Source organism: Streptomyces sp. NPDC012835 (genome assembly GCF_042900885.1).
Taxonomy (GTDB): Bacteria; Actinomycetota; Actinomycetes; order Streptomycetales; family Streptomycetaceae; genus Streptomyces.
The window spans coordinates 1,043,071-1,057,893 of record NZ_JBIBBW010000002.1; the positions used below are offsets into that span (position 1 = coordinate 1,043,071).

At 71.3% G+C, this 14,823-nt stretch carries 14 protein-coding genes, 1 tRNA gene and 1 riboswitch; of the genes, 6 read left to right on the forward strand and 9 right to left on the reverse strand.

Going from position 1 to position 14,823, the window contains the following annotated elements:
- Positions 1 to 226 precede the first annotated feature (226 nt).
- Complete coding sequence (locus ACFY6S_RS12035) at positions 227 to 1,585, forward strand: SGNH/GDSL hydrolase family protein (RefSeq protein ID WP_388825199.1); 1,359 nt, start codon at positions 227 to 229, stop codon at positions 1,583 to 1,585.
- 420 nt (positions 1,586 to 2,005) lie between these two features.
- On the opposite strand, the gene ACFY6S_RS12040 is transcribed toward ACFY6S_RS12035, so the two are convergent.
- The 4 genes from ACFY6S_RS12040 to ACFY6S_RS12055 form a co-directional block, all read right to left on the reverse strand.
- Entirely contained in the window at positions 2,006 to 2,722 is a 717-nt protein-coding gene (locus ACFY6S_RS12040) for a DUF1707 domain-containing protein (protein WP_388825196.1), read from the reverse strand.
- A 31-nt stretch (positions 2,723 to 2,753) separates the two neighbouring features.
- Positions 2,754 to 3,734, reverse strand: coding sequence for an ATP-binding cassette domain-containing protein (locus ACFY6S_RS12045; RefSeq protein ID WP_388825193.1), 981 nt, complete (start codon positions 3,732 to 3,734; stop codon positions 2,754 to 2,756).
- A 12-nt stretch (positions 3,735 to 3,746) separates the two neighbouring features.
- Positions 3,747 to 4,553, reverse strand: a complete 807-nt coding sequence (locus tag ACFY6S_RS12050) for an ABC transporter permease (protein WP_388825815.1) — start codon at positions 4,551 to 4,553, stop codon at positions 3,747 to 3,749.
- Positions 4,554 to 4,689: 136 nt separating this feature from the next.
- Positions 4,690 to 5,490: an ABC transporter permease gene (locus tag ACFY6S_RS12055; RefSeq protein WP_388825812.1), complete on the reverse strand. Its 801-nt coding sequence runs from the start codon at positions 5,488 to 5,490 to the stop codon at positions 4,690 to 4,692.
- Between the two features lie 260 nt (positions 5,491 to 5,750).
- Between ACFY6S_RS12055 and ACFY6S_RS12060 the strand changes: the two genes are divergently transcribed.
- Complete coding sequence (locus ACFY6S_RS12060) at positions 5,751 to 8,210, forward strand: transglycosylase domain-containing protein (protein WP_388825189.1); 2,460 nt, start codon at positions 5,751 to 5,753, stop codon at positions 8,208 to 8,210.
- Positions 8,211 to 8,377: 167 nt separating this feature from the next.
- Here the strand turns inward: ACFY6S_RS12060 and ACFY6S_RS12065 are convergent, their stop codons facing one another.
- The 3 genes from ACFY6S_RS12065 to ACFY6S_RS12075 all read right to left on the reverse strand — a co-directional run bounded on the left by ACFY6S_RS12065 (position 8,378) and on the right by ACFY6S_RS12075 (position 9,644).
- Positions 8,378 to 8,698, reverse strand: a complete 321-nt coding sequence (locus tag ACFY6S_RS12065; RefSeq protein ID WP_388825186.1) for a DMT family transporter — start codon at positions 8,696 to 8,698, stop codon at positions 8,378 to 8,380.
- A gap of 36 nt (positions 8,699 to 8,734) precedes the next feature.
- Positions 8,735 to 8,801: riboswitch (guanidine-III (ykkC-III) riboswitch) on the reverse strand.
- Positions 8,802 to 8,897: 96 nt separating this feature from the next.
- A complete protein-coding gene (locus tag ACFY6S_RS12070) occupies positions 8,898 to 9,200 on the reverse strand; it encodes a co-chaperone GroES (RefSeq protein ID WP_051746386.1) in 303 nt (100 codons plus the stop codon).
- 123 nt (positions 9,201 to 9,323) lie between these two features.
- Positions 9,324 to 9,644, reverse strand: coding sequence for a DUF3618 domain-containing protein (locus ACFY6S_RS12075; protein WP_388825183.1), 321 nt, complete (start codon positions 9,642 to 9,644; stop codon positions 9,324 to 9,326).
- Between the two features lie 196 nt (positions 9,645 to 9,840).
- On the opposite strand from ACFY6S_RS12075, the gene bcp reads away from it, so the two are divergent.
- The 4 genes from bcp (at position 9,841) to ACFY6S_RS12095 (ending at position 13,266) form a co-directional block, all read left to right on the forward strand.
- Positions 9,841 to 10,308, forward strand: coding sequence for a thioredoxin-dependent thiol peroxidase (gene bcp, locus ACFY6S_RS12080; protein WP_388825180.1), 468 nt, complete (start codon positions 9,841 to 9,843; stop codon positions 10,306 to 10,308).
- A gap of 121 nt (positions 10,309 to 10,429) precedes the next feature.
- Positions 10,430 to 11,926 carry a glycine betaine/L-proline transporter ProP gene (gene proP, locus ACFY6S_RS12085; RefSeq protein ID WP_388825177.1) on the forward strand — a complete coding sequence of 499 codons (1,497 nt, stop codon included), beginning with the start codon at positions 10,430 to 10,432 and terminating at the stop codon, positions 11,924 to 11,926.
- Between the two features lie 209 nt (positions 11,927 to 12,135).
- The gene (locus ACFY6S_RS12090) at positions 12,136 to 13,170 is read left to right on the forward strand and encodes an HNH endonuclease (protein ID WP_388825175.1); all 1,035 of its coding nucleotides are present in this window, start codon (positions 12,136 to 12,138) and stop codon (positions 13,168 to 13,170) included.
- A 13-nt stretch (positions 13,171 to 13,183) separates the two neighbouring features.
- Positions 13,184 to 13,266: transfer RNA gene (locus ACFY6S_RS12095), tRNA-Leu, on the forward strand.
- A 52-nt stretch (positions 13,267 to 13,318) separates the two neighbouring features.
- Here the strand turns inward: ACFY6S_RS12095 and rdgB are convergent.
- Both rdgB and rph read right to left on the reverse strand, forming a co-directional pair.
- The gene (gene rdgB / locus ACFY6S_RS12100) at positions 13,319 to 13,921 is read right to left on the reverse strand and encodes an RdgB/HAM1 family non-canonical purine NTP pyrophosphatase (protein WP_388825172.1); all 603 of its coding nucleotides are present in this window, start codon (positions 13,919 to 13,921) and stop codon (positions 13,319 to 13,321) included.
- Positions 13,922 to 14,023: 102 nt separating this feature from the next.
- Positions 14,024 to 14,755 carry a ribonuclease PH gene (gene rph, locus ACFY6S_RS12105; RefSeq protein ID WP_388825169.1) on the reverse strand — a complete coding sequence of 244 codons (732 nt, stop codon included), beginning with the start codon at positions 14,753 to 14,755 and terminating at the stop codon, positions 14,024 to 14,026.
- Positions 14,756 to 14,823: the final 68 nt, after the last annotated feature.

Below are 14,823 nucleotides of genomic sequence, written 5' to 3' on the forward strand. Positions count from 1 at the left end.
ACGTGTACAGGTGCCGTACGCACAGGTGCCATACGCACAGGTCCCGTACACACACCGGCCGCCTGCGCGCGGCGCCCCGTACGTACCGCGCCGCACGCCGCGATCCCATCCGTACACATTGTCCCTGCCCGGAGGTTCCGTCTGTCGTACTCCCGGGGCGCCCGTCGAGTTCCCGGGCCATGTCGGATGATGTCTTCTGTACAGAGGTGTGAGGGAGAACAGGGCCATGACCAGATACCGCGGATTCGCCCTGCTCGGAGCGCTCGTGGGGATAGTGGCGCTGGTGTGCGGCGCCATCATCGCGGGGCTCGGCGCGATGACGGGTACGGGTACGGGCGCCGGTACGCGGGCGGCCGCGGGGAGCGGCGGCCAGGGCAGCGACAGCGGCAGCGGCGCCCAGGCCCGTACCCCCGTGGGCACCGCCGCGCCCGCCTCCGCCGATACGTGGACCGGTACGTGGGCCGCCGCGCCCGGCGGGGCCGAGCCGGGGGCGCCGAACGGCTTCCCGGGGCGCACCGTTCGCAACGTCGTGCACACCAGCATCGGCGGTACCAGCGTCCGGGTCACCCTCTCCAACCTCTACAGCCCCACTCCCCTGCTGATAGGCCACGCCTCGGTCGCGGTCGGCCGGGGCGGCGGGGCCGGCGCGAGCAGCGCCGAAGCGGTGCCCGGGAGCATGCGGCGGCTGCTGTTCGGGCAGCGGGCGGGCGTGACCATCCCGCCGGGCGGGCGGGTCGTCAGCGATCCGGTGCCGCTGGCCGTGCCGTACGCCGGTGATCTGCTCGTGACGCTCTACACCCCGGTGGCCGGTGGTCCCGTCACGTATCACCGGCAGGCCACGCAGACCTCGTACCTCGCCCTCGGCGACCGTACGGAGGACCTCGGCTCCGCCGCCTACACCGAGTCGGCCACGGTGTGGCGCTACCTCACCGCCGTCGATGTCCTCAACCGGCGTGCGCCGGGGGCGGTCGTCGCCTTCGGGGACTCGATCACCGACGGGGTCGGCTCGCGTGTCGACGCGAACGGGCGCTGGCCCGATGTCCTGGCCGGCCGGCTGCGCGAGCGGCACATCGGCGTGGTCAACGCGGGCATCGGCGGCAACCGTGTCCTGCTGGGCTCCCCTGAGATGGGCAGAGGCGCGAGCGGGGTCTCGCGTTTCCAGCAAGACGCCCTCGACCGGGCGGGCGTGAAGGCCGTGGTCATCGACCTCGGCATCAACGACATCCTGCGCGGCGAGACCGACCCCGCGCGGATCACCGCCGGGCTCAGGGACCTGACGCGGCAGGCCCACGCGCGCGGGCTGCGGGTCATCGGCTCGACGCTGACGCCGTTCGGCGGGTACCACACGTACAACCCGGTCACCGAGTCCGTACGGGAGCGGGTGAACGCGGAGATCCGCGCGGGGCGGGTCTTCGACGACGTGGTGGACTTCGACCGGGCCCTCCGCGACCCGTACGCGCCGCACCGGCTGCGGCCGGCGTACGACTCGGGCGACCATCTGCACCCGAACGACGCGGGCTACCGGGCGATGGGGCGCCACCTCGATCTGCGGTCGCTGGAGGAGAAGACGCCGGCGCGGCTGTGAACCACCGCCCACCGCCCGCCGCCCGCCGCCCGCCGCCCGATCGGATCGGACGGAGTTCAGGTCAGACGAAGTTCAGGTCAGGTGCGGTCAGGTCAGACGGAATTCAGGTCAGGCACGGTCAGACCAGGCGCGGTCAGGTCAGGCGCGGTCAGGTCAGGCGCGGTCAGGTCAGGCGCGGTCAGACCAGGCGGAAGAGGTCGGCGGCGGCCTGGACATCCGTGAGGTGCTCGATGGAGCGCAGGTTGTCGCCGAGGGCGGTCCCGTACGGAGTCGGCCCCGGCGGCCCGCGCATCCCGCACGCCCCGCACGCCCTGCGTGCCCCGCACGCCCTGCGCATCCCGCGCGCCCCGCACGTCCCGCGCATCCCGTGCGTCCCGCACGCCCCGCACGCCCCGCACGCCCCGCGCGCCCGCCGCCCCCTCAGCCCAGCTCCTTGCGGCGCTTCTTCTCCAGGCGCCGCCGCTCCCGCTCCGCCTTCGTCACCTTCCGCTCCACCCCGACCCCGCCCATCAGCGCGAACCCGGTGACGACCACCCGGGGCGAGCCCGGCGCGACGACGGCCTCCTCCTCGCCCTCCTCGCCGAAGCCGCCCATCAGCCCGAAGCCCCGTACCTCGACCCGCATGTCCGGCGGCGCCTTGACATGGACGCCGCCCATGACCGCGAAGCACCGGATCACCACATCGCGGCCCTCGAACCGCGCCTCGCGCAGGTCGATCTCACCGCCCGCCTGGAAGACGGCCGCCGTGAACGTCCGGCCCACCGTCCACCTGCCCTTGCGGGCGAAGCCGCCCCAGAACGCGAACGCCCCCTTGGACGTGGCGGGTCCCCGGCCGATCCGCTCACCCCAGACGTCAGGAGCGCCACCCGCCTGCGCGGCGAGCGCCATGTCCGTCGCGGTGCCCGGCGCTGGCAGGTCCCGTACGAGCGGCACCAACTCGCCATACGTACGCGCCTTGTACGCGCTGTCGAGGCGCTCCTCGAACTCCTCCATGTCGAGCCGCCCTTCGGCGACGGCCTCGCGCAGCCGTTCCGCGATCTGTTCCCGCTCGGCGTCCGAAGCGCGCGTGTCGAGACCGGGTCCGGGGCGGGGTTCGAGGCGGGGTTCGGGCCGGAACGCGGGCCGCTCACTCGTCATGGCGTCAGAGTAGTCAACGGTGCGGTCCACGTCACACAGCTGAGCGATCGGCGTACATCTTGGCGATCACGTCCTCGATGTCCGGCTCCCGCACCGACAGATCCACCAGCGGATACTCCGCCGCGATCCGGGCCACCAGCGGCGCCGCCGACTCCGTCGCGGGGAACGCCAGCCACTGCCTCGGGCCCTGCGTCCGTACCGTCCGGGCGGGCGTGCCCGGCAGGTCGATCGGCGGCAGCTCCCGCTCCAGATCGACGACGAGTGTCCGCTCGCTCTCCCCCACCTCGTGCAGCCCGGTCAGCGCGCCGTCGTACAGCAGCCGCCCGTGGTCGATGACCATGACCCGCCGGCAGAGCTGTTCGATGTCGGTGAGGTCGTGCGTCGTGAGCAGCACCGTCGTGCCGCGCTCCGCGTTCAGGTCCCGCAGGAAGCCCCTGACCCTGGCCTTGGAGATCACATCGAGACCGATGGTCGGTTCGTCCAGATACAGCACCTCGGGATCGTGCAGCAGCGCCGCCGCGATGTCGCCGCGCATCCGCTGGCCGAGCGAGAGCTGCCGTACCGGTACGTCCAACAGCTCGCCCAGATCGAGGAGTTCGACGCAGCGGTCCAGATTCTCCCGGAACCGCGCGTCCGGGACGCGGTACATCCGGCGCATCAGGCGGTACGAATCGATCAGCGGCAGGTCCCACCAGAGCGTGGTGCGCTGCCCGAAGACCACCCCGATCCGGTGCGCGAGCCTGGTGCGCTCCCGTGACGGGTCGATGCCCGCGACCCGGAGCCGGCCCGCGCTCGGGGTCAGGATGCCGGTGAGCATCTTGATGGTGGTGGACTTCCCGGCGCCGTTCGGGCCGATGTAGCCGACCATCTCGCCGCGCCCCACGCGGAACGAGATGCTGTCGACGGCACGCACCTGATGTCTCTCACGGCGCAGGAGTCCCGCCTTGCGGCGGACGTCGAAGACCTTCTCGACGCCTTCCAGTTCGATGAAATCCCTGTCGTCCGTGCCCACGTCAACCCCTTCTCAGCTTCCCGTACTGCGGTACGCCCGCAGCCCCGCCCGCCATGCCAGCCCCGCCACCGCGCAGCTCACCACCGCCACCACCGGCGGCAGGAAGGCGACCGCCTCCGGCAGCCCCAACGGCACCTCGCGCCCCATGACGTACAGCGCCGGAATCCAGTTGACGAAGGCCAGCGGGACCACGAACGTCACCCCGCGCACCAGCTCCTTGCCGAAGACCGACGGCGGGTACTGGAGCAGGGTGTTCCCGCCGTACGTGAAGGCGTTCTGCACCTCCGAGCCGTCCTGCGCCCAGAACTGGAACGCCCCGCCCAGCACGAACACCGCCCCGAAGATCGCCGTACCGCTCAGGAGCATCATCGGCAGCATCAGCAGCCGCACGACCGTCCAGTCGATGTCCAGCGTCAGCAGCCCGTACCCCAGCACCAGCAGTCCCTGGACCACCCGGCCGAACCGGCGCAGGGCGAACTTGTCCGCCGCGACCTGCGCCAGTACGGGTACGGGCCGCACCAGCAGCGTGTCGAGCGTGCCGTCGCGCACCCGGCGGCCCAGCCGGTTCATCGATCCGAGGAACAGCTCGGCGAGGCCGAAGGCGGTACCGGTGAGCCCGTACAGAAAGGCCACCTCGGACAGCGAGTAACCGCCGAGGGCCTCGATGTGGGAGAACATGATCAGGATCGCCAGGAAGTCGAAGGCGGTCGCCGCGAAGTTACCGAACGCCATCATCGCGAACGACGCGCGGTACGCCATCGTGGACCGGGTCCACATGGCGACGATCAGTCCGTACGCCCGTAGCCCGTTCCACACCATCGCGCCGCGCGACAGCTTCGGAATCCACAGCTCCGCGACGGACTCCGGCCGCGCCGGCGCCACGACCACCGTGCCCTCGGCCGACGAGCCCCCGGCCACCGTGCCCTCGGCCACCACGTCTCCGGCCACCGCGTCCTCAGCCACCCTGGACCACCACCCTGCTCGTCGCGACGGACTGGAGCGCCCGGCCCGCCGCGAGCAGCGCCAGCGCCCAGCCCGCCTGGAACCCGAACGCGGCCAGCAGGTCCCACCCGGCGCGCTGCCCCAGGAAGACGTCCGCCGGGATCTGGAGCAGCGACGACCAGGGCAGCGCCCGCGCCAGCTCGCCCAGCGCCCCGGGGAAGACGTTCAGCGGCAGCAGCATCCCGGAGAAGAACATCGCCGCCAGCATCCCCAGCTGCGCCACCCCCGCGCCGTCCATCAGCCAGAACGCGGACAGCGCGATCAGGAACCGGATGGCGAAGCTGACCACTAGCCCGAGCAGCACCGCGCACAGGAACGCCAGCCAGGTCAGCGGATCACCGGGCAGCGCCAGATCGAAGGCGAACGCGCCGACCGCCATCGGGATGACCCCGCGCCCCAGCAGGTGGAACGCGGCGCGGCCCAGATCCCCCGCCAGCCACCACAGCTGAAGGTCGACGGGCCGGTAGAGGTCGACGGCGATGTCGCCCGTACGGATACGCTCGATCAGCTCGTCCTCGAAGCCGCCGCCCATCGTCGCGCAGGCGGCCAGCAGCGCCTGGCCCAGCCACACGTACGTCACGGCCTGGCTGAGGTCGTAGCCGCCGAGCTGCGGTCTCGCTTCCCAGAGCGCCGTGTAGGCGTACGCCACGATGAAGCCGAAGACGGAGTTGGTGAACACCCCCGCGACGGTCGCCACGCGATAGGTCGCGTACCGTCGGAACCCGCCCGCGGCCACGACCGCGTACAGCCGCACCACTTTCGCCCCCTCCTGTCCACTGGTTGCCGATCGCCTGCCGTCTACCGCCTGCCAGCAGAATCGGGCACAAGCGACCGACCGTAGTCCACGGGGGTCAGCCACCGCGACCCAATATCCGGCCGCCCGCGTGACCTCCCCCCTCCCGTGTTTAGTGGGGAGCGCACAGCGTTTCTCGTGGCTGCACCACTAATCGCCTGATACGACACCGTTATGCCGGAGACTGAACCGCCGGCCGCGGCCGAGGAGTCTTCACACATATGAGTGACGAGCCACAGCAGCAGGGCTGGGCCCCACGGGACCCCTCGGCCCCGGGTGCCCCGGAGCCCGCCGGTGACGGTGTGAGCAGTAAGAAAGCCAGACGACAGGCCCGCAAGCGCACCGGCTGGCGCAGGATCTTCCCGACCTGGCGCATGCTGCTCGGCGCGGTCGTGCTCTGCGGGCTCGTGCTCGTCGGTGGCTTCATCGTGGGCTACAAGCTGGTGCCCATCCCGGCCGCCAACGCCGCCGCCACCGCCCAGTCCAACGTCTACCTGTACGCGGACGGCACCCAGATCGCCCGCGACGGCGAGGTCAACCGCGAGAACGTCTCGCTGTCCCAGGTGCCCAAGAGCGTGCAGCGCGCCGTGCTCGCGGCCGAGGACCGCGGCTTCTACAGCGAGCCCGCCGTCGACCCGCAGGGCATGGCCCGCGCCGCCTGGAACACCATCAGCGGCAAGGGCACCCAGGGCGGCTCGACGATCACCCAGCAGTACGTCAAGAACTACTACCTCGCCCAGGAACAGACCGTCGTCCGCAAGGCCAAGGAGTTCTTCATCGCGATCAAGCTGAATCGCGAGGTGTCCAAGGAGCAGATCCTCCAGGGCTATCTGAACACCAGCTACTTCGGCCGCAACGCGTACGGCATCCAGGCGGCGGCCCAGGCGTACTACGGCAAGGACATCGAGGACATCAACGCGGCGCAGGGCGCCTATCTGGCGTCCCTGCTCAACGCCCCCAGCGAGTTCGACATCGTCGTCCACCCCGAGAACAAGCCGGCCGCCCTCGCCCGCTGGAACTACGTGCTCGACGGCATGGTCAAGGAGAAGTGGATCGACGCCGGCACCCGCGCCGCCACCACCTTCCCCCAGCCCCGCGAGGTGCGGACCTCGGCGACCGGGCTCTCCGGCCAGCGCGGCTACATCGTCCAGGCCGTCAAGGACTACCTCACCGGTCACAAGATCATCGATGAGAACACCCTGGCCACCGGCGGTTACCGCATCACCACCACCCTCGACCGCAAGAAGCAGGACGCCTTCGTGAAGTCCGTCAAGGACAAGGTGACCTCCCAGCTCAGCGACGAGCGCAAGGCCGACCGCAACGTCCGCGTCGGCGGCGCCTCCATCGACCCGGATTCCGGGCAGGTCGTCGCGATGTACGGCGGTATCGACTACACCAAGCAGTACGTCAACAACGCGACCCGCCGCGACTTCCAGGTCGGCTCCACCTTCAAGCCGTTCGTCTTCGCCTCCGCCGTGCAGAACGGCTCCGAGACGCAGGACGGCCGGGCCATCACCCCCAACACCGTCTACGACGGCGACAACCAGCACATGGTCGACGGCCCCGAAGGCCCCACCGGCTACGCGCCCTCCAACGAGGACGACGTGGACTACGGGCCCATCACCGTCAGGGTGGCCACCGACAAGTCCGTCAACGCCGTCTACGCGCAGATGGCCCAGGACGTCGGCCCGGCCGCCGTCAAGAAGACCGCCGTCGACCTGGGCATCCCCGAGAACACCCCGGACCTCACCGCCTCCCCCTCCATCGCCCTCGGCCCGTCCACGGCGAGCGTCCTGGACATGGCGGAGGCGTACGCCACCCTCGCCAACCACGGCGAGCACGGCACGTACACCCTGGTCGGCAAGGTCACCAAGAACGGTACGGAGCTGAAGCTGCCCGCCCGCGACACCAAGCAGGCCATCAGCCGCAAGGCCGCCGACACCACCACCTCCATGCTGCGCAGCGTGGTGGACGGCGGCACGGGCACCGCGGCCCAGGCCGCCGGCCGCCCGGCGGCGGGCAAGACCGGCACGGCGGAGAACGACAAGGCCGCCTGGTTCGCCGGCTACACCCCGGACCTCGCGACGGTCGTCGCCGTGATGGGCGCCGACCCGAAGACCGCCGAGCAGAAGCCGCTGTACGGAGCCCTCGGCCAGGCACGCGTCAACGGCGGCGGGGCGCCCGCGCAGATCTGGGGCGCGTACACGGCCGCCGCCCTCGGCAACAGCGAGGCCAAGAACTTCGACCTCCAGTTGCAGGACGGCGCGGACGTGACGACGTCACCGGACACGGGACAGTCCGACGAACCCGACCGGCCCGGCACATCCCGCAGCCCCGCGGACACCGGGGGCAAGACCCAGGGCCAGAGCGACGATCCCACGCAGAACGGGACGGGCGGCACCGCCACGGGCGGCGGCCAGAGCCCGGGCGCCGCGCAGGGCCAGACGGGCGGCACCGCCTCGGACGGCGGCCAGACCCAGACCCAGGGCCAGACCGACGGCGGCACGGCCACGGACGGCGGCGCGACGGCCGACGGCGGTACGGGCACGACGACCGCGGGCGCCGACGCGGGGGGCTCCGCGGCCGACGGCGGGGCGGCGAACGGCGGCGACGACAGCGCGGGCACGGACGGGGCGGGCGGCGCCCCCGCGCACACCTCCACGGTGGACTCGCTGCCGTAACAGGCCGGGCCCCTGGGCCGGGCCACGGTTCCGGGCCCCAGCTCAGGGGCCCCGGCCCAGGGACCCAGCTCAGGGGCCACAGCTCAGGGCTCGGCCCAGAGGCCCCGGTTCAGAGGCCCAGCTCAGGGCGCCAGCTCCGGGCCCCGGCCCGGGCCCTCGCGGTGACCTCAGTGCCCCGAGGTGACCTTCAGCCCCACCACCGCCACCAGCAGCAGCGAGACGAAGAAGATCCGGGCGGCGGTCACCGGCTCCCCCAGCACCACCATGCCGACCACCGCCGCGCCGGCCGCGCCGATACCGACCCACACGCCGTACGCCGTACCGATCGGAAGCGTCTTCGCCGCCTGCGCCAGCAGCAGCATGCTCACCACGATCCCGGCGCAGGTGAACACGCTCGGCCACAGCCGGGTGAACCCCTCGGTGAACTTCATCCCGATCGACCAGCAGACCTCGACCAGACCGGCCACGATCAACAGAACCCACGCCATGACGGCACCTCCCGGCGAAAAAACACACGGACAACAGGTGCGTCGTCTTTCGATTGACCCGGTACGGCGCGTCTCGTCGGGTCCCGCCACCGTAGCAAAAAAGCGCCGGCGCACAGCGAAAAGACCTGGTGAGCAGGGTCACCAGGTCTTCGGGAAGGCTATGGGCAGTGGGGCGCGCCGGAGGCAGTGGGGGCGCGGGTCAGAGATAGAGCCCGGTCGAGTCCTCGGAGCCCTCGAACCGGTCCGCCGCCACCGCGTGCAGATCGCGCTCCCGCATCAGTACGTACGCCACCCCGCGCACCTCGACCTCGGCGCGGTCCTCGGGGTCGTACAGCACCCGGTCCCCCGGCGTCACCGTCCGTACGTTCTGCCCCACGGCGACCACCTCGGCCCAGGCCAGCCGTCTGCCGACCTCGGCCGTCGCCGGAATCAGAATGCCGCCGGAGGAGCGCCGCTCGCCCTCCGGGATGTCCGTCCTGACCAGAACCCGGTCGTGGAGCATCCGGATGGGCAGCTTGTCGTGCTGGCTGTCGGGTTTCTCGCTCACGACCCAGAACCTACCTGGCCGTCACGGCGCGGTACGCCATAGGGGTCACGCCGGGCGGGAGCGGCCCGCCGCGCACGCTCAGGAGCGGCGCCGCCGCGTCGACACCACCAGCAGTCCGACGACCCCGACGGTGACCAGCGCCACCGGGACCAGCCGCTCCAGGCGGGGTCCGCCGTCGTCGCCGACGAACGAGGCACGTACGCCCGCGATCGTCCTGTTCACCGCGACGAAAGCCCGCCCCGCCGTCTGGTCCACCGTGGAGACCACCTTGGCCTTCGCGTCGCCGGCGATGGTCCTGGGGTGCATCCGTACCCCGATCTCGTCGAGCGTCTCGGCAAGCTGTCCGCGCCGGCGGACGATGTCCGCCTCGATCTGCGCCGGGGTCCTGGATTCCGACACCGCGCTGCCTCCGTGGTCGTGTCCGGTAGTCCTTCGTCGACAGTCTGTCAGCTCGGTCGTCGCCGCACCCGGCGGCACCCCCGATTACGCTCGGCGGCGTACAGGCGGCTACCCCTGGGGAAGCCCGTCACACCACGCGACCGCGCCCCACCGGGACCATCCCCGCGCCGGGGCGCCGGCCCGACCGAGGAGAACCATGAGCGAGCGCCTCCAGCCCGGCGACACCGCCCCCGCCTTCACCCTGCCCGACGCGGACGGCAAGGACGTCTCGCTCGCGGACCATCAGGGCCGCAAGGTGATCGTGTACTTCTACCCCGCCGCGCTCACGCCCGGCTGCACCAAGCAGGCGTGCGACTTCACCGACAACCTGGAGCTGCTGGCCGGCGCGGGCTACGACGTCATCGGCGTGTCGCCCGACAGGCCGGAGAAGCTCGCGAAGTTCCGCGAGCAGGAGAACCTGAAGGTCACGCTGGTCGGCGACCCGTCCAAGGCCGTGCTGGAGGCGTACGGCGCCTTCGGCGAGAAGAAGATGTACGGCAAGACCGTGACCGGCGTCATCCGTTCCACGTTCGTCGTGGACGAGCAGGGCCGGGTCGAGCAGTCCTTCTACAACGTGCGCGCGACCGGACACGTGGCGAAGATCATCAAGGACCTCGGTATCTGACCGGCCACTGTGACCGAGGTCCCACTTCCATGGGGCCTCGGTTTGCATCCGCCACGATCGCGCAGAAGGTCCCTTTGGAGCTTCGTCCCGAAGACCGAGGAACCGAGGAAAGGACCGATCCATGGCCGGCCAGGAGCACGAAGAGGTGGCCGACCCCGCCGCGGTCAAACGCCATCCCGCCCTCTTCCGGGCGATCCGGCAGCGGAAGAACCCCCGGCTTCGGCGGTCCGACATCACCGTCACCGACGACGCGGCGGTCAAGCGGGCCGTCAAGGCGGCCTCCCTGGGTAACGCCATGGAGTGGTTCGACTTCGGGATCTACAGCTACCTCGCCGTCACGATCGGACATGTGTTCTTCCCGTCCGGGAATTCCACGTTCGAGCTGCTCTCCTCCTTCGCGACCTTCGCCGTGGCCTTCCTCGTACGGCCACTCGGCGGAATGTTCTTCGGCCCGATGGGTGACCGGCTGGGCCGCAAGAAGGTCCTCGCGCTGACCATGATCATGATGGCGATCGGCACCTTCGCCATCGGCCTGATCCCCTCGCACCAGACGATCGGCCTCTGGGCGCCGGTCCTGCTGGTCTTCTTCCGGCTGGTCCAGGGCTTCTCCACGGGCGGCGAGTACGGCGGCGCTTCGACGTTCATCGCGGAGTACGCGCCCGACAAGCGCCGCGGCTTCTTCGGCAGCTTCCTGGAGTTCGGCACCCTGGCGGGCTATGTGGGCGCGGCCGGTCTGGTCACCGCGCTCACGGCGGCGCTCGGCAGCGACACCATGGAGTCCTGGGGCTGGCGCATCCCCTTCCTCGTCGCGGGGCCGCTCGGTCTGGTCGGCCTCTACCTGCGGCTGCGCCTCGACGAGACACCCGCCTTCCAGAAGCTGGAGGCGGGGAACGTGCACGCCTCCGACGCGGCGGACGCCGTGGAGTCCACCACCGCGGGCGACCTCGGCAAGATCTTCCGGCAGTACTGGCCGTCGCTGATCCTGTGCATCGCGCTGGTCGGCGCGTACAACATCACCGACTACATGCTGCTCTCCTACATGCCGACGTACCTCTCCAACGAACTGGACTACGGCGAGACCCACGGCCTGCTGATCCTGCTGGGCGTCATGGCCGCGCTGATGCTGGTCATCAACCAGGTGGGCAGGCTGAGCGACCGCTTCGGCCGCAAGCCGCTGCTGATGGCGGGGATGCTCGGCTTCTTCTTCCTCTCGCTGCCGGCGTTCCTGCTGATCAAGCAGGGCAGCATCCCGGCGATCATCATCGGCATGGCGATGCTGGGCTTCTCCCTGGTCTGCCTCCTCGGCACGATGTCGGCGGCCCTCCCCGCCCTCTTCCCCACCGAGGTGCGCTACGGCTCGCTGTCCGTCGGCTACAACTTCTCGGCCTCCCTCTTCGGCGGCACGACCCCCTTCGTCATCACCGGCCTGATCAGCCTCACGGACAACAATCTGATGCCCGCCTACTACGCGATGGCGGCGGCGCTGGTGGGCGTGATCGCGGTGGCGTGCATGAAGGAGACGGCGCGGCAGCCGCTGGCGGGTTCGCCGCCGTCGGTGGAGACGGACGAGGAGGCGGTGGAACTGATCCACGCCCAGACCCCGGACCCGAAGTTCTGACACCCCGACACCGCAGCCGCCCCGCACCGCTGTTCGCCCTGAGCCCTTCGGACCCCTGAGTCCCTGGGCCTCCACCCCCTCCCGAACGCCCCGCGCCGGGCCCTGAACCGGTGCGGGGCGTTCCGTTTCCCGGACGTGACCGTCCGGAATCCGGTTCGTTGGTCAGTGCGAGGCCGCGAACGGGTGGCCGAGCCGAGGGGGGAGAGTTCATGTCCGAGCGGTACGACCGGTGCCGGCTGGCCGCAGCGGTCGCCGAGGCGGCGAGCTGGGCCGATCTGATGCGACGGCTCGGGCTGAGGGCGAGCGGTGGCCAAAGACGCGTCCTCCAGGCCAAAGTGGCGGAACTCGGCCTGGACACCGGCCACTTCATTCGGCGGAGCCCGTGGCGGAAGTATCCGGACGAGCTCATCGCCGCCGCCGTCGCGACCTCCACGACCTTGCGCGAGGTCGCCGCCGAGCTGGGCGCCGCGCCCGCCACGGGCACGCTGTCGCACCTGGCGCGCCGTATCGAGGCGGCCGGGGTCGACGTCAGCCACTTTCCCGGGATGAACCGCGTACGGACCGAGTTGCCGTTCAGCACCGCCGAGCTGGTGGCGGCAGCCGCCCGGGCGCGGAGCGTGCGCGGCGTGGCCCGCGCACTCGGCGTACCCGACGACGGGCGCTCGCGCGCGGCGCTCGGCCGGATGCTCAGGGAGCGGGGCGTCGACACCACTCATTTCCACCACGCGCGGGTGGCGATCCCGGAGCCGGCCCTGCGCCGGGCGGTACCCGCCGCCTCCGGCTACGCGGAGGTCATGCGAGCCCTCGGACTCACGGTGAACGACACCAACCACCGCCGCGTACGCCGGAAGGTGGCTGAACTCGGCCTCGATACCGATCACTTCAAGCGCAGGACCTGGGGCACCGTGCGCCCCCGCACGCCGAGGCCGATCGCCGGGGAGACGCTCGTCGTCCTCCCGGAGGGCTCCCCGCGCACCAACCGGGCCCGGCTGCACCGGGCCCTCCAGGAGATCGGCGTCCCGTACCGCTGCGCCTCGTGCGGGAACACGGGTGAATGGCTCGGTCGGCCGATGACACTGCAGATCGACCACATCAACGGTGAGCGGCTCGACAACCGCGCTGAGAACGTGCGCTACTTGTGCCCGAACTGCCACGCGCTCACCGACACGTGGTGCCGCAATCGCCGGGAGAGCCCCCGGGACCACCGGCGGTCCCGCTCCCCCGGAGGGCGGCCCGCCCGATAGCATGGTGCAGCAGGCGGCCGTGGCGGAATGGCAGACGCGCGCCGGTTTAGGTCCGGGTGAGCTTCGCTCGTGTGGGTTCGAATCCCACCGGCCGCACCGCACGTCGAAGGCCCCGTCCGGTCCCGGACGGGGCCTTCGGCATGCCGCGTCAGCCCAGCAGTTCCCTGACCGCCGGGACCAGAGCCCTGAACGCCTTGCCTCGGTGGCTGATCGCGTTCTTCTCCGCCGCCGACAGCTCCGCGCAGGTGCGGGTCTCGCCGGACGGCTGGAGGATCGGGTCGTAGCCGAAGCCGCCCGTGCCGGAGGGGGCCGGGCGGAGGGTGCCTTCGAGGCGGCCTTCGACGACGCGCTGGGTGCCGTCGGGCAGGGCCAGGGCCGCCGCGCAGGCGAAGTGGGCGGCGCGGTGGGGCGGGGCGATGTCGGCGAGCTGGGCCAGCAGGAGGTCCAGGTTCGCCCGGTCGTCGCCGTGCACGCCCGACCAGCGGGCGGAGAAGATGCCGGGGGCGCCGCCGAGGACGTCCACGCAGAGGCCGGAGTCGTCGGCGACGGCGGGCAGGCCGGTGGCGGCGGCCAGGGCGTGCGCTTTGAGCAGGGCGTTCTCGGCGAACGTGACGCCGGTTTCCTTGACGTCGGGGACCTCGGGGTAGGCGTCCGCCCCGACGAGTTCGTGGGGCAGGCCGGCGTCCGCGAGGATGGCCTTGAGTTCGATGAGCTTCCCGGCGTTGCGGGTGGCGAGGATCAGGCGGGTCATGCCGTCCAGTATCGGACGGCGGCCGCGCCCGGTCCGCCCCGGCCCGGTGCGGACGGCGCCGGCTGTACGGGCGTACGGTGCGGCCGTACGCCCGTAGCCGCCTCAGAGGGTCTGTTCCAGCGCCGTGCTCTGGAGGGTCGCCAGGTCCACGCAGCCCGCCGTGGCGAGGTCGAGCAGGGCGTTGAGCTCCTTGCGGTCGAAGGGCTCCGCCTCCGCCGTGCCCTGGACCTCGACGAAGCGGCCGTCACCGGTGCAGACCACGTTCATGTCGGTGTCGGCGCGGACGTCCTCCTCGTAACAGAGGTCGAGGAGCGGCGCGCCGTCCACGATGCCGACGCTGACCGCGGCGACCGTACCGGTCAGCGGGCGGCGGCCGGCCTTGACGATCTTCTTGCCCTGGGCCCAGGAGACGGCGTCGGCGAGGGCGACGTACGCGCCGGTGATGGCCGCCGTACGGGTGCCGCCGTCGGCCTGGAGGACGTCGCAGTCGAGGACGACGGTGTTCTCGCCGAGCGCCTTGTAGTCGATGACCGCGCGCAGGGAGCGGCCGATGAGGCGGCTGATCTCGTGGGTGCGCCCGCCGATCTTGCCGCGGACGGACTCGCGGTCGCCGCGGGTGTTGGTGGAGCGGGGCAGCATCGAGTATTCGGCGGTGACCCAGCCTTCGCCGCTGCCCTTGCGCCAGCGGGGGACGCCCTCGGTGACCGAGGCGGTGCAGAAGACTCTGGTGTCACCGAAGGAGATGAGGACGGAGCCCTCGGCGTGCTTGCTCCATCCGCGTTCGATGGTGACGGGACGGAGCTGTTCGGGGGTTCGGCCGTCGATTCGAGACATGACCGTGAGCCTATCGGGACCTTTGGGAGGGGCCTGTTCCGGTGGTCGGGATCAGGCCCCTCCCGGGG